This is a genomic window from Comamonas humi, assembly GCF_054782535.1.
Window position 1 is genome coordinate 106406 of record NZ_BAAGSH010000007.1, and the last position, 14429, is coordinate 120834.

Annotated in this window: 11 protein-coding genes and 2 tRNA genes; 2 read left to right on the top strand and 11 right to left on the bottom strand. The window is 65.2% G+C overall.

The genetic code is table 11. The annotated features are described in order from the left end of the window. Window positions 1-39 precede the first annotated feature (39 nt). The 9 genes from clpP to ACYVKR_RS07675 form a co-directional block, all read right to left on the bottom strand. On the bottom strand, window positions 40-645 hold the full coding sequence (clpP, locus tag ACYVKR_RS07635) for an ATP-dependent Clp protease proteolytic subunit (RefSeq protein ID WP_460480210.1): 606 nt from the start codon (window positions 643-645) through the stop codon (window positions 40-42). 118 nt (window positions 646-763) lie between these two features. Continuing rightward, entirely contained in the window at window positions 764-2074 is a 1311-nt protein-coding gene (tig, locus tag ACYVKR_RS07640) for a trigger factor (RefSeq protein ID WP_460480211.1), read from the bottom strand. Between the two features lie 323 nt (window positions 2075-2397). Continuing rightward, a tRNA-His gene (locus ACYVKR_RS07645) sits at window positions 2398-2473 on the bottom strand. 65 nt (window positions 2474-2538) lie between these two features. After that, window positions 2539-4455 (bottom strand): peptidyl-prolyl isomerase family protein, encoded by a 1917-nt coding sequence (locus tag ACYVKR_RS07650; RefSeq protein ID WP_460480212.1) that lies wholly within the window; start codon window positions 4453-4455, stop codon window positions 2539-2541. Window positions 4456-4524: 69 nt separating this feature from the next. Then, a tRNA-Val gene (locus tag ACYVKR_RS07655) sits at window positions 4525-4600 on the bottom strand. Between the two features lie 16 nt (window positions 4601-4616). Next, entirely contained in the window at window positions 4617-4889 is a 273-nt protein-coding gene (locus tag ACYVKR_RS07660) for an HU family DNA-binding protein (RefSeq protein WP_021026954.1), read from the bottom strand. Window positions 4890-5200: 311 nt separating this feature from the next. Continuing rightward, complete coding sequence (gene pgsA, locus ACYVKR_RS07665) at window positions 5201-5767, bottom strand: CDP-diacylglycerol--glycerol-3-phosphate 3-phosphatidyltransferase (RefSeq protein WP_460480672.1); 567 nt, start codon at window positions 5765-5767, stop codon at window positions 5201-5203. Between the two features lie 38 nt (window positions 5768-5805). Next, window positions 5806-7758, bottom strand: a complete 1953-nt coding sequence (gene uvrC / locus ACYVKR_RS07670) for an excinuclease ABC subunit UvrC (RefSeq protein ID WP_460480213.1) — start codon at window positions 7756-7758, stop codon at window positions 5806-5808. A 29-nt stretch (window positions 7759-7787) separates the two neighbouring features. Continuing rightward, the gene (locus ACYVKR_RS07675; protein WP_460480214.1) at window positions 7788-8678 is read right to left on the bottom strand and encodes a DNA-3-methyladenine glycosylase 2; all 891 of its coding nucleotides are present in this window, start codon (window positions 8676-8678) and stop codon (window positions 7788-7790) included. Window positions 8679-8808: 130 nt separating this feature from the next. Here ACYVKR_RS07675 and kynA point away from each other — a divergent pair, with 130 nt between their 5' ends. Together kynA and ACYVKR_RS07685 are read left to right on the top strand one after the other, a co-directional pair. Then, the gene (gene kynA / locus ACYVKR_RS07680) at window positions 8809-9666 is read left to right on the top strand and encodes a tryptophan 2,3-dioxygenase (protein WP_460480215.1); all 858 of its coding nucleotides are present in this window, start codon (window positions 8809-8811) and stop codon (window positions 9664-9666) included. A gap of 84 nt (window positions 9667-9750) precedes the next feature. Next, a complete protein-coding gene (locus ACYVKR_RS07685; protein ID WP_460480216.1) occupies window positions 9751-10965 on the top strand; it encodes an MFS transporter in 1215 nt (404 codons plus the stop codon). 41 nt (window positions 10966-11006) lie between these two features. Here ACYVKR_RS07685 and ACYVKR_RS07690 read toward each other — a convergent pair whose 3' ends face one another. Beyond that, on the bottom strand, window positions 11007-12215 hold the full coding sequence (locus tag ACYVKR_RS07690) for an FAD-dependent monooxygenase (RefSeq protein ID WP_460480217.1): 1209 nt from the start codon (window positions 12213-12215) through the stop codon (window positions 11007-11009). Window positions 12216-12273: 58 nt separating this feature from the next. Then, entirely contained in the window at window positions 12274-14391 is a 2118-nt protein-coding gene (locus ACYVKR_RS07695; RefSeq protein WP_460480218.1) for a putative bifunctional diguanylate cyclase/phosphodiesterase, read from the bottom strand. Between the last annotated feature and the right edge of the window lie 38 nt (window positions 14392-14429).

Below are 14429 nucleotides of genomic sequence, written 5' to 3' on the forward strand. Positions count from 1 at the left end.
CACTTCCCCTGGGGGAAAGCGCCGCCCGGAGAGCCGCTGTCAGGGGCGCTTTTCGATGACGGTGTCGATCAGGCCGTAGTCCTTGGCCTCTCCCGCCGTCATGAAGTAGTCGCGCTCGGTGTCGTTCTTGATCTTCTCGTAGTCCTGACCCGTGCGCTCCGCCAGAATGCGGTTCATCTGTTCTTTGGTACGCAGGATGTCGCGGGCATGGATCTCGATGTCGGTGGCCTGGCCGCGCGCGCCGCCCAGCACCTGATGGATCATGATCTTGGAGTTGGGCAGCGAGAAACGCTTGCCCTTGGCACCGGCCGCCAACAGGAACGCGCCCATGCTCGCCGCGAAGCCCAGGCACATCGTGGACACCTCGGGCTTGATGAACTGCATGGTGTCGTAGATCGCCATGCCCGCCGTGACGCTGCCGCCCGGGGAGTTGATGTACAAGGAAATGTCCTTGTCGGGGTTCTCGCTCTCGAGGAACAGCAGCTGTGCCACCACCAGGTTGGCGGTCTGGTCGTTGACCTCGCCCACCAGGAACACCACGCGATCCTTGAGCAAGCGCGAGTAGATGTCGAAGGAGCGCTCGCCACGCCCCGACTGCTCGATCACCATGGGGATCAGGCCCAAGTTCTTGATTTCTTCGCTCATCACATCTCCAATCGGGAAAATCGACTCCGAACTGTACTCCATGAAAATGGGGCTTGCGCCCCAAAGCACAAGCCCCAGTTCTTGCGGCCGCTGCGCGGCATGCCAGCGCAGCCCTTGATCAGGCCTGGCCCATCAGTTCGTCGAACGACACGGCCTTGTCGGTCACCTTGGCCTTGTCCAGCACGAAGGTGGTCACATTGTTTTCAATGACCACGGCTTCCACTTCCGCCAGGCGCTGGCGATCACCGAAGTACCAGCGCACCACGTCCTCGGGCTTCTCGTAGCTGCTGGCCAGTTCGTCCACATGGGTCTTGATCTGCTCAGGCGTGGCGACCAGGTTGTTGGCCTTGACCAACTCGGCCACTACCAGGCCCAGGCGCACGCGGCGCTCGGCTTGCGGCAGGAAGACATCGCTGGGGATCTCGGCCTTTTCCGCATCCTTGATGCCGCGCTGCTTCAGCTCGGCACGGGCGCCTTCGCGCAGACGCTCCACCTCGGACTCGATGCTGGCCTTGGGCAGATCCAGTTCGGCCTTGGACACCAGGGCATCCATCACGGCCTGCTTGTTGCGAGCCTGCACGCGGAACTTGACTTCGCGCTCCAGGTTCTTTTTGATGTCGGCGCGCAGGCCTTCCACGGAGCCATCGGCAATACCCAGCGACTTGGCCAGAGCCTCGTTCACTTCGGGCAGGTTCGCTGCCTCGACCTTCTTGACCGTCACCAGGAAGTCGGCGGTCTTGCCGGCCACGTCCTTGCCGTGGTAGTCCTCGGGGAAGGCCAGCGGGAAGGTCTTGGACTCGCCCGTCTTCATGCCGCGCACGGCATCTTCAAATTCCTTGAGCATCTGGCCTTCGCCGACCAGGAACTGGAAGCCTTCAGCCTTGCCGCCTGCAAACGGTTCGCCGTCGATCTTGCCTTCGAAGTCCACGGTCACGCGGTCGCCATCCACGGCGGCCGCATCGGCCGGACGCTGGGCAAAGGTACGGCGCTGCTTGCGCAGGATGTCCAGGGTCTTGTCGATGGCACCATCGTCGACCTCAGCCGACAGCTTTTCGATTTCGGCCGAAGCCAGGTCGCCGATCTTGACTTCCGGGAACACTTCAAACACGGCGTCGAAGGCCAGTTCGCCCTCGGGAGCGCCATCCTTCTCGGTGATCTTGGGCTGGCCAGCCACACGCAGTTCGGCTTCGTTGGCAGCCTTGGCGAAGGCCTCGCCCACCTTTTCGTTCAGGACTTCGTACTGCACCGAGTAGCCGTAGCGCTGGGCCACCACATTCATGGGCACCTTGCCGGGACGGAAGCCGTCCATCTTCACCGAGCGGGCCATGCGCTTCAGGCGGGCATCCACTTCGGTTTGCACGGAAGCGAGCGGCAAGCTCAGCGAGATCTTGCGCTCGAGCTTTTCAAGAGTTTCAACAGTAACGGCCATGGTGTTTCCTTGTTGGACGTGAACCCGCTTGTCCCGGTGCGGTCTCTGCACCTGCTTGCCAGCCAGGTTCCGTTAAAAGCGCGGCCAAACGGGGTTTGGCACGCCGGCAAATCTCCTTGGTCTGCATGGCCACTGCCACGTGCGTAGCAGGCAACACACCCACCCGCCAAAAGACCAAAGCCAGTGATTATATATTGAGCATCTGCATGCCCTGAAAATTCCCGCCCCACCTTAGTCCAGGACTTCGCCAGCGCTGCCACCAAGGAGAGAGGCGTAAAGCAAAACGCACTAGGCTTTTTATAGCACTAGTGCGTTCATTTATCTGGGGTGGCTGATGGGACTCGAACCCACGACGACAGGAATCACAATCCTGGACTCTACCAACTGAGCTACAGCCACCGTTTGGTGAAGCCGCAATTATAGCGGCAAAACTGGCACCCTTTGGAATCGAGCGCCGTTTTTTATCACGAACCGAGTTGGGCTGCCGGCCGAGGCGCCAGGGTCTGCGCCTTGTACCGCTCTTTCAGGAGTTCGTAGTAGGCCGTGGCCTCGGCATAGCCGGCGATGCGCTCAAACTCCTGCTTTTGGCGAAGACGCAGCTCGGCAGAATCTTCGGCCCGAGGCACGATCTTGTTCACCCGGGCCACGGCATAGCCATCCGCCCCCAGATCGACACCCACCCAGGCCACAGCGGAGGCATCCACCTTGGCATGCATGACCGCATTCAACAGTGTTGCAGGCTGCTGCTGCGCATTCTGGCGCGACACCACCACCGGGGCCTGCAGCGAGGCCACTGCGGCATTCGCTTTCCACTCCGCCAGCTTGGCTTCGCCGTCCTTTCGCGCCAGCTCCGCCGACTTTTGCGCCACCAGCAAGTCATGGGCCTTGGCCTTGACCTCTTCCAGCGGCAGCACGCGGGCCTCCTGGTATTTCACGATCCGCCCCGCAGCCATAGTACTCGGCGCCACCTCGATCGCCTCGGTGTTGCGCTGGTTCTTCAGCGAATCATTGGAGAACAAGGCCTCCAGGAAGGTGGCATTGGCCAGCGGACCAGTGACATCCACGGCAGGCGTGCGCCCTACATGATCAGCAGACTGGATCTTCAAGCCCAGCTTGTCGGCCACCGGCTTAAGGCTGTCGGACTGCTCGAAGACCATGTTCGAAAATGCCTCGGCCGCCTCCGCATACTTGCGTTGCGCCTGCTGCTGCTGCAGCTCGTTCTCGATCTTGGGCCGCAGCTCTTCAAAGCTCGGCGTGCGAGGCGTCTTCACGTCGGTGAGCTTGATGATGTGGTAGCCGTAGTCGGACTCGATCACGTCGCTGATGTCACCCGGCTTCATGGAGAACGCGGCATCCTCGAAAGGCTTGACCATATCGCCGCGGCTGAAGAAGTTCAGATCACCCCCCTGAGCGGCAGAACCGGTGTCTTGCGAATTCTTCTTGGCGATATCGGCAAATTGACCGGGTTGCGCCTTGACCTCAGCCAGCAGGGCTTCAGCCCTCTTCTTGGCCTGAGCCCTATCCTCCGCAGACGCCGACTTGGACGCATTGATGAGGATATGGCTCGCACGGCGCTGCTCCTTGTCCATGAAGCGGCTCAGGTTTTCCTTGTAGTAGGTGCGCAGATCATCTTCATTGAGCTTGATCGAAGCACGGACCGCTGCATTGTCCAGCACCACATATTCGATGGAGGCCTGCTCCGGCTGGCGGAACAGCGCCGAGTTGTCCTTGTAGAAGGCCTCGACATCTGCATCCGACACCACGACCTTCGAAGCGAAGTCCTTGGATGGGAAGCGCGCCACCTGGATCTCGCGCTGCTGGTACAGCGCATCCACGGCCATCTTGGTTTCGGCATCCGTGACGAAAGCGGTGTTGAGCACACCACCGAGCACCTGGCTCAGCGACAGATCCCGGCGCATGTTGGCTTCGAAGCCTTCGGGCGTCAGCCCCTGCGCCCCCACCAAGGCACGGTAGGCCGCCACATCAAGGCTGCCATCGGGCTTCTTCAAGGCAGCGATCTGCGGAATCTGCTGCAGCGCAGTCGCCAGGGCCGCATCGCTGGCAAACATGTGCATCTTCTGCACGGCCACATTCAGCACGCGGTCACGGACCAGTCGCTCCAGCGTCGCATAGCGCGCTTGCGGCGTATCGAGCAACTTGGCATCCATGTCGGGCGACTGGCTGCGCAGGCGATCCGACTCCATGCGGTGCGCATTGTCCCAATCAGCCTGCGTGATCTCCTGCCCATTGACCTTGGCAACGACCGGACTCTTTTCCTGAAAATAATTCTGATTGACCCCTACAAAGATAAAAGAGGGAATGATCAACACGAACAGCAAGATCATCACCACTTTGGAGTGCTTGCGTATCGATTCAAACATGGTCAATTTTCTTTCGCGCAAAAAGAAAAGGCGAACTTGCGTTCGCCTTTTCTCAGTTCAATTCGGTTGTGGTGGGTGCTAACGGGGTCGAACCGCTGACCTACGCCTTGTAAGGGCGCCGCTCTACCAACTGAGCTAAGCACCCAACCTGCAATACCTGATCAGTTCAAAGCATCCTTCAATGCTTTGCCGGGGCGGAACTTAGGCACCTTGGCAGCCTTGATCTTGATAGCTGCACCGGTACGAGGATTGCGACCTGTACGAGCTGCACGCTTACCAACAGCAAAAGTACCAAAACCTACCAGAGAGACTGTACCACCTTTTTTCAGGGTCTTCTTCACTGCATCAATGGTGGACTCCAGCGCGCGAGCAGCTGCCGCCTTGGAGATGTCCGCATTATTCGCAATGTGCTCAATGAGTTCAGTTTTATTCACAAGCAGCCTCTGTCAATCAAGAGAGTTATGGAAGTGTATGTTGTACGACCTTTCCGCCATGGTGCCTAGCACCCGGGGCAAAAAATCCGAAAAACAACACGACCTGAGTGAAAGGTTGCAGCAACCTCTATGCCTCAGTAACGGGATGGATTCTAGACGTTTTTTGGAATTGGATTCTGAAAAATTGTGATTTTTTCAGACCCTAATTCCCTCGCCACGCCCTGTGTCCGCGCGCCTCACAGGTGTTTGGGGACAAGCCGATTGGGTCACGCAGAACCTTGGAAGTCTACACGTCCGGATACGCCGGCCAACTACGAACCAACCCTAGCTTTGATCTCCGGCAAGGCCTTCTGCAGGTAGTACACCATCGACCACACCGTCAGCACGGCTGCCAGCCAGATCAGCCATATGCCCCAGACGCCGGTGTCCACGCCGGCGATCTTGCCGTCGTAGAGCAGGAAAGGAATCGCCACCATCTGCACCGTGGTCTTGAGCTTGCCCAGCATATGGACCGCCACGCTCTTGCTGGCGCCGATGCGGGCCATCCATTCGCGCAGCGCGGAGATGGCGATCTCGCGGCCGATGATGATGAGCGCCACGAAGACATCGGCCCGCTGCAGGTGCACCAGGATCAGCAGTGCCGCGCACACCAGGAACTTGTCGGCCACTGGGTCTAGGAAGGCGCCGAACGCCGAGGTCTGGTTCAGCCGCCGCGCCAGAAAGCCGTCCAGCCAGTCGGTGAAGGCGAACACCATGAACATCAGCGCAGCGGCCAGGTTCTGGGTCGCGAGCTCGAAGGGCGCGTAGTACACCCCGATGATCAAGGGGATCGCGACGATGCGCGTCCAGGTCATCAGGGTTGGAATGGTGAAGAACATGGACAGGGATTGTGGCATGGTGCGATGGCAGTTTCGAATCAATGCAGGGCGTTGTAGATTTCCTGCGCCAGCGCGGCCGAGATGCCGTCCACTGTCATCAGGTCTTCCACGCTGGCACTGCCCACTCCTCGCACCCCGCCAAAGCGCTGCAGCAGCCGCGCCCTTTTCTTGGGTCCTACGCCGGGGATTTCCTCCAGGCTGCTGCCCCCGACACGCACCTTGGCCCGGGCAGCGCGCATGCCGGTGATGGCAAAGCGGTGCGCCTCGTCACGGATCTGCGCCACCAGCATCAAGGCAGCCGAGTCACGCCCCAGGTAGACCTTGTCCCGGCCGTCAGCAAACACCAGCTCCTCCAGCCCGACCTTGCGGCCCTCGCCTTTCTCCACCCCGACGATGCGCGACAGGTCCAGCCCCAGCGACTCGAAGACCTCGCGCGCCACACTGACCTGGCCCTTGCCGCCGTCGATCAGCACGATGTCCGGCAGCCGGGCCTGGCCCGCCGCCACCTCCGCCCCGCCGGCATCGCGCTGTGCCTCGGCCACCTTGCTGTAGCGGCGGGTCAGCACCTGCCGCATCGCGGCGTAGTCGTCGCCGCCGGTAATGCCCTCGATCTTGTAGCGCCGGTATTCGCTGCTCTGCATCTTGTGGTGGTGGAACACCACGCACGAGGCCTGGGTCGATTCGCCCGCGGTGTGCGAGATATCGAAGCACTCGATGCCGAGCGTGTCGATGTCGTCCTGCGGCAGGTCCAGCGCCTCGACCAGGGCACGGGTACGCGCCTGCTGCGAGCCCTCTTCCGCCAGCAGGCGGGCGAGCTGCAGCTCGGCGTTCTTCTGCGCCATCTCCAGCCAGAGGCGGCGCTGCTCGCGGGGCTGCGAGACGGCGGTCATGCGCTGCCCGGTCTGCTCGGACAAGACCTCCAGCAGCCCGGGCTGCACCGGCGCGCTCACGATCAGCGTCGGCGGCGGCGGCACCTGCAGATAGTGCTGGGCCACGAAGGCTTCGAGCACCTGCGACTCCACCGACGGCTGCTGCACCGGCCCGGCAGCGCTGTCATCCAGCTCCGCCTGCGCCATGACGGCGTGGTCATCCACATGCACCGGAAAGTAGGCGCGGTCGCCCAGATGCCGGCCGCCGCGCACCATGGCCAGGTTCACGCAGGCCCGGCCGCCCTGTACGCGCACCGCCAGGATGTCGGCGTCCTTGTCAGCGGCAGTCTCCACCGATTGCTGGTGCAGCACGTTGGCCAGGGCCTTGATCTGGTTGCGCACCTCGGCGGCCAGCTCGTACTCCAGGCGCTCGGCGTGCTCCATCATGCGGACTTCCAAGTCCTTGAGCAGTTCGTCCGCCTCGCCACGCAGCATGGCCTCGGCACTGGCCACGTCGCGCGCATAGTCGGCGCCGGAGATCAGCCCCACGCAGGGCCCCGTGCAGCGCTTGATCTGGTACAGCAGGCAGGGCCGGGTGCGGTTGGCGAAAACCGTGTCCTCGCAGGTGCGCAGGCGGAACACCTTCTGCAGCAGCTGGATGGTTTCCTTGACGGCCCAGGCATTCGGGTACGGACCGAAGTAGCGGTTCTTGCGGTCGATGGAGCCGCGGTAGTAGGCCAGCCGGGGGTATTGCTGGCCGGGCGGCATCTCGCCCCGCCCATCCTTGTCCGACACGCCGGTGATCTTGAGGAACGGGTAGCTTTTGTCGTCGCGAAAGAGGATGTTGTACTTGGGGTGCTGCGTCTTGATGAGGTTGTTCTCGAGCAGCAGCGCCTCGGCCTCCGAGCGCACCACCGTCGTCTCCATGCGAGCGATCTTGCCCACCATGTGGCCGATGCGCGTGCCGCCATGGTTCTTGCTGAAATAGCTGGCCACGCGGCGCTTCAGGTTGCGCGCCTTGCCCACATACAGCAGCGCGTCGCTCGCATCGAAATAGCGGTATACGCCCGGCAGCTGCGGCAGTGCAGCCACCTGGGCCAGCAAGTCTTCGGAGTGGCTCATGCCCGCATTGTCGCGCGCCGGCGCCAGCGTCAGAACGACTTCGCCGACAGGCTGGCCCACAAATGGGCCGCCACCAGGGCACGCCACGGCGAGAACTCGTTCAACCACTGCTGGGTCTGCAGCGGCGATACCGACTCCACCTGCAGCAGCCGGGCCAGCGCGTTGCGCACGGCCACATCGCCATGCAGGCTGCCGTCCAGCCAGCCAAAGCCGCGCAGCAAGGTGTAGTGCACCGTCCACGGACCTATGCCCTTGATGGCCAGCAGCCGGGCCTCGATGTCCGCCACGGGCACGGTGGCGGACACGGCCCAGTCCTCCAGCGGCAGGCTGCCGTCCAGCACCGCGGCCCCCACCGCCCGCACGCTGGCGATCTTGCTGGCCGAGAAGCCCGCGGCGCGCAGATCCTCGGCCGCCAGGCGCATCAGCGCGGCAGCGTCGGGAAAGCACAGCGTGCCGCTGCTGTGGCGCAGGCCACAGGCTGCGAGCATGCGGCGGCGCAATGCCGTGGCCGCCGCCACGCTGATCTGCTGGCCGGCAATCGCCCAGACCAGGGCCTCGAAGGGCGTGCTCATGGCCGGCGGACGCAGCCCCTGCTGCTGGCGCAACAGAGGGCCCAGCACAGGATGGGAGGCATGCAGTCCCTCGAACGCGTCGGCATCGATCTGCAGGCCCAGCATGCGCTCCAGCATGGCGGCAAAGGCCGACAGCTCCGCGTCCGCCGGGCAGCGCGCCGGCGTATCCACCGCCAGCTCGGCCAGCGCCATGCGCGGCGTGAAGCGCAGTTGCAGCCGCGCCGGCCGGCCCTGCCAGCACAGCCCCTTGTTCAGCACCTGCCCCTGCACCGACTCGGCCAGCGACGCTGGATCGCGCCGGTGGATGGCCAGCGCATCGTCCACCCGAAAAGCCAGGGGAAGGCGCATGCGCCTTTGCATCACCACCGCCATGGACCGCATCCTTTCATCCGCCTGCTCCTTACAATGCATGCCGCAACGCTACGCGGCCCGCAGCCGCGCCGCACCTCCATTCTTGCGCACCTATCCACCCCGCGTCATGCCCCAACACCGCGACACCCCCAGCCCCGAGTCCATCGTGCAGACCGAGGGCGCCCAGCTCGACTTCAGCCAGGCGATGAGCTATGGCGACTACCTGCACCTCGACGAGGTGCTGAACGCCCAGCACCCGCTGTCGCCCGCGCACGACGAGCTGCTGTTCATCATCCAGCACCAGACCAGCGAACTGTGGATGAAGCTGATGCTGCACGAGTTGCACGCCGCCATGCGGGCCGTGGCCGGCGACCAGCTCAAGGACGCGTTCAAGATGCTGGCGCGGGTCACGCGCATCATGGAACAGCTCGTCAGCGCCTGGACCGTGCTGTCCACGCTGACGCCGCCCGAGTACACCGCCATGCGGCCCTGGCTGGCCAGCTCCAGCGGCTTCCAGAGCGCGCAATACCGCGGGATCGAGTTCGCGCTCGGCAACAAGAATGCAGCCATGCTCAAGCCCCATGCGCACCGCCCCGACCTGCTCGCCCAGGTCGAGGCCGCGTACCGCGCGCCCTCGCTGTACGACATCGCGCTGCAGTTGCTGGCGCGCCAGGGCATCGCCGTGCCGGCGGACCGGCTGTCGCGCGACTGGACCCAGCCCTACACCGCGAGCGAAGGCGTGCAGCAGGCCTGGCTCACCGTGTACCGCGACCCGCATAGCTACTGGGATCTGTACCAGCTCGGCGAGAAGCTCACCGACATCGAAGACGCATTCCGGCAATGGCGCTTCCGCCACGTCACCACGGTGGAGCGCGTGATCGGCTTCAAGCGCGGCACCGGTGGCACCGGCGGCGTGAGCTACCTGCGCAAGATGCTCGACGTGGTGCTGTTCCCCGAAATCTGGAGCCTGCGCACCGAGCTCTGAGCCACCAGGACGACCGCCATTTCCCGCACCGCCCCCACCCCACGCGCGCCCGAGCCCGAGCCCGCTCCGCGCGTGCTGTGGGCCATGCTGCTGGCCCTGCTGTCTGGCTTTGCGCTGAGCCAGGCTTTTCGCACCATCACCGCCATCATCGCCGACGGGCTGCGCACCGATTTCGGCCTGTCGGCCCAATCGCTGGGGGCGTTCGCCGGCCTGTTCGGGCTGGCCTTCGGCGTGACGCAGTTCTTCATGGGCGTGGGCATGGACCTGTATGGCCTGCGCAAGACCGTGCTCACCGCCTTTCCGCTGACCATCGCCGGCTCGGCGCTATCGGCCATGGCGCCCAGCTATCCGTGGCTGATGCTGGGGCAACTGCTGATCGGCGTGGGCTGCTCGCCCGCCTTCCTGGCCTGCACCATGTTCATCACCCGGCACTTTCCCAGCGAACGCTTTGCCTTCCTGTCGGGCGTGGGCATGGGCGTGGGCGGGCTGGGCCTGCTGTTCACCGGCACGCCGCTGGCCTGGCTGGTGCAGCACCATGGCTGGCGCACGGGCTTCTGGCTGCTGGCGGTGCTGTGCGCGCTGTCGTGGCTGCTGATCTTCTGGCGGGTGCACGAGCCGGCGCTGGCCTCGGACCACGAGCCCAAGCCCAGCTGGCTGGAAGCCGCCAAGGGCTTTGGCGGCCTGCTGCTGCTGCCGCAGACCTGGAGCATCTTCCTGATGGGCATGGTGAGCTATGCCTCCTTCCTGACCGTGCGCGGCCTGTGGCTGAGCACCATGCTGATGGACCGCTACCGGTTCTCGCTGGTGGCCACCGGCAACGTGGCGCTGGTGGTGTCGGTGATCGCGCTGTTCAGCCCGTCGGTCTTCGGCCGGCTGGACCCCGGCCCCGGCCGGCGCCGCCCGCGCATCATCCGCGTGGCCGTCGCCATGGCGGGCGCCTTCGTCGCGCTGGGCCTGGTGCACCATGCCGCAGCCAGCGTGGCGCTGATCCTGCTGATGGGCATGATCTCGGGCTACTCGGTGCTGCTCTATGCCGACGTGCGCTCGTCGTACCCGCCAGAGCTCACCGGCCGCGCCCTGTCGGTCTACACCATGGCGATGTTCCTCGGCGTGGCGCTGATGCAATGGCTGTCGGGCCTGGTGGCGGCGCTGGCCACGCAGCATGGCTGGGAGAGCTACCAGTGCGTGATGCTGCTGGTGGCCGCCCTGCTGCTGGCCGGCAGCGCGGCCTTCGCCTGGATGCCGAAGTCACCGCTGCTGAACACCGCCGCCCGGAATACAAGCCAAATCGACCTCTAGCGCTTATGCAGCAAGCGCCAATAGCTATTATTTAAATAGCATCAAGAGCCCACTGGCCGCGCCTGTGCCGGGCCGTACAGCCAGGGCATGTCCATCAACCGGGCGCCCGCCAGCCTGAGCGACCAGTCCCGCCCCCAGCGCATGGCGCCGGTGGCGTGGAAGATGGCGCCATTGCGCAGCGAGCGGGCCTGCACCCGGGCATTGCGCTGCCAGCGGTTGAGGGCGTAGCGGCGCAGCCGCAGCGGCAGGTCCAGCTCCTGCAGGGCCAGCGCCGCCTGCAGCTCGAAGGCATCCTCGATCGCCATACCGGCGCCCTGCGCGAGGTAGGGACGCATCGGATGGGCCGCATCGCCCAGCAGCGCCACCAGGCCCTGCGCCATCTGCTGCGGGCCGGCCACCGGCGGGCGATCGGCCAGCGGCCAGAGCCGCCAGGTCGCGCCGGCATCCGTCACCGCCTGCAGCATGGCCTGCAGCGTGCCGTGCGCGCCGGCCAGGCCACGCTGCATGTCAGCGGCATGGGCCGCGTGGTCCCATTGCTCGCGGTCCTCGGGGACGGGCCCCTCGACGATGACCACCACGTTCAGCAGTTCGCCCCGCCGCACCGGATAGTGCACCACATGGAAATGCGGCCCCATCCAGGCCGTGACCACCTGAGTGCGCCAAGCCGCCGGCAGGTCTGCCTGGCGCACCGCGCCCCGGTAGGCGAGATGCCCGGTCACCCGCGGCGGCCCATCGCCCAGCAGGCGCTGGCGCGTCTGGCTCCAGACGCCATCGGCCGCGATCAGCGCATCGCCTTCCACGGCCTTGCGCGGCGAGAGGGCGAGGGTCGCCACGCGCCCATCGTCGGTGTGGGACTCCACGGCGCAGCCCAGGTTGAGCTGGATGCCGTCGCGCGGCTGCACGGCAGCGAGCAGCAGTTGGTGCAGATCGGCCCGGTGGATGGTGGCGTACGGCGCGCCATAGCGCCGCTCCATCTCGCCCGCCAGCGGCATGCGCGCCAGCTCGGCGCCGGTGATGGCATTGCGCGATACCAGCGCCTGCGGAAATGCGGCGCTGTCCTGCAGGGCCTGCCGCAGGCCCCAGGCCTGCAGGCAGCGCACCACGTTGGGCCCCAGCTGCACGCCGGCGCCGATCTCGCCGAAGGCCTCGGCCCGCTCGAACAAGCGCACCGCCATGCCGGCCTGCGATGCCGCCAGCGCGGCCGCCAGACCGCCGATGCCGCCCCCCGCGATCAGTATCTGCTTTTGCATGCCGAGATTGTGCCGCCGATCACGCCACGCCCGGCCGCAGCCAGGTCAAACCAGGCCCTCAGTGCACGGCGGCAGCCGTGGCCTGGAACAGCGTCGAGCGCTCGAAGTCCTCGATGGGCATCGGGCGGCCGAAATGGAAGCCCTGGAAACGCGTGCAGCCATGGCTGGTGAGGAACTCCACCTGCGCGGCGCTTTCCACCCCTTCGGCCAGGGCCTCCATGTTCAGGCTCTGCGCCAGCGTCAGGATGGCGCGGACGATGGCGGCGCCGTTCGGGTCGGTCGGTACGTCGTTGACGAAGCTGCGGTCGACCTTGAGCTGGTCCAGCGGCAAGGCCTTGAGGTAGCGCAGCGACGAATAGCCGATGCCGAAATCGTCCAGCGCAAAGCCCACGCCGCGGGCCTTCAACTCGCCCATGCGCTGCACGGTCTCGGCCAGATCGCCCAGCAGCAGGTTCTCGGTCAGCTCCAGCTTGAGCCGGCGCGGGTCGACTCTGGTGCTGTCGATCAGGGCCAGCACCTCGTCTACGAACTTCGGGTGGCGGAACTGCCGGGGGCTGACGTTGACCGACATCGTCAACGCGGCCGTGGCGGGCACGCGCGCCCAGCGCGCGAGCTGCTCGCAGGCGGTGCGCATCACGAAGCGCCCCAGCTCGACGATCAACCCGGTCTGCTCGGCCAGCTCGATGAAGTCCGTGGGGCCGACCATGCCCTGCACCGGGTGCATCCAGCGCACCAGCGCCTCCGCCCCCAGCAGAGCGCCCTGCTGGTCGGTGACAGGCTGGTAGTGCACGCACAGCTCGCCATGCAGCAGGGCCTGGCGCAGGTCCGCCTCCATGCTGGCGCGGGCGTTGACCACCGTCTGCATCTGCGGATCGAAGAAGCATTGCGTATTGCGGCCGGCGGACTTGGCCTCGTACATCGCCATGTCCACGCGCTTGAGCAGTTCCTCCACCTCCGGCACTTCGTCGTCGCCGAAGACCGTGACGCCCACGCTGGGCGTGGTGTAGTACCAGTGCCCAAACAGGTCGAACGGCTGGCGCAGGCGCAGGATCAGGTGGTCCACCACCGAGCGCACATGCGCCATGGCCTCCTGCCGCTCGTGCCCCAGGTGCTCCACCAGGATCACAAACTCGTCGCCGCCGAAGCGGGCCACCATGTCGCCGCTGCGCACGCAGGTCATCAGGCGCTTGCCAACCTCGGCCAGCAACTGGTCGCCATGGCGGTGCCCCTGGGAATCGTTCAGGTTCTTGAAGTGGTCCAGGTCGATGAACAGCAGGGCACAGAACGAGCCGCGCTGGCGGCTGTCCTCCACGGCCCATTTCAGGCGGTCGAGCAAGGTGCTGCGATTGGGCAGCCCGGTCGTGGTGTCGAAGTAGGCCAGGCGCTCCATCTCGCTGCGCTCGGCCCCGGGATCGCTGAGGTCGCGCGACAGCCGCAGCACGCCGGTCACTCGGCCCTCGCCGTCCCGGATCGCGGTCTTGGTAGTTTCCAGCCGTGTCTGGTGCTCGCCGGCACCCAGGCTCCAGGCCTCTTCGTAGACGACCGGCCGGCCCGTCTGCAGCACCAGTGCATCGCGGTCCCCGTCGTCGGCGAGGCCGTCCTCGATACCCAGCTCGTCGGAGGTCTTGCCGATGATTGCAGCCTGCGGCCGCGCCACCAGCCGCTCGAAGGCCGCATTGCACTGCTGGTAGCGGCCGTCCACGCCCTTGCAGGCCACGGCAGCGGGAATGGCATCGATCAGGCTCGACAGCTGGCGCTGCTGCTGCTGCGCATGCTGCAGTTGCTCATGCAAGGCGGTGAAATCGTTCGCCAGCAGCAGGAATACCGGTGCCTCGCCCCCCAGGCAGCTCAGCGTGCACTGCAATTGCAGCGGCGCCTGGGCCGCATGGAGCCGGGCATCGAAGACCACCCGTCCCATGGAGAGCGCCTGGTGCATCAGCGTAGAGACAAAGGCTGTCTCGGAGAACGGGGGCTCCCAGGGCCAGTCGAACCAGGACAAGGCCGGGGCGCCCAGCCAGGCGCACCACTGCCGGTTGGCATAAACCACCCGCCCGGTGGCATCGATGCAGGCCACGCCGGCCGTGAGTCCATCCAGAATGGCCAGGTCGGTCGGCACTGCAGCGCCATTGCCCATTGCCATGCGGGCAATGCCGTCGTTACCGAACCTGTTCTCCAACAGAAACTCCTCCAAGCGCATGACGCTCACCCAGGGGT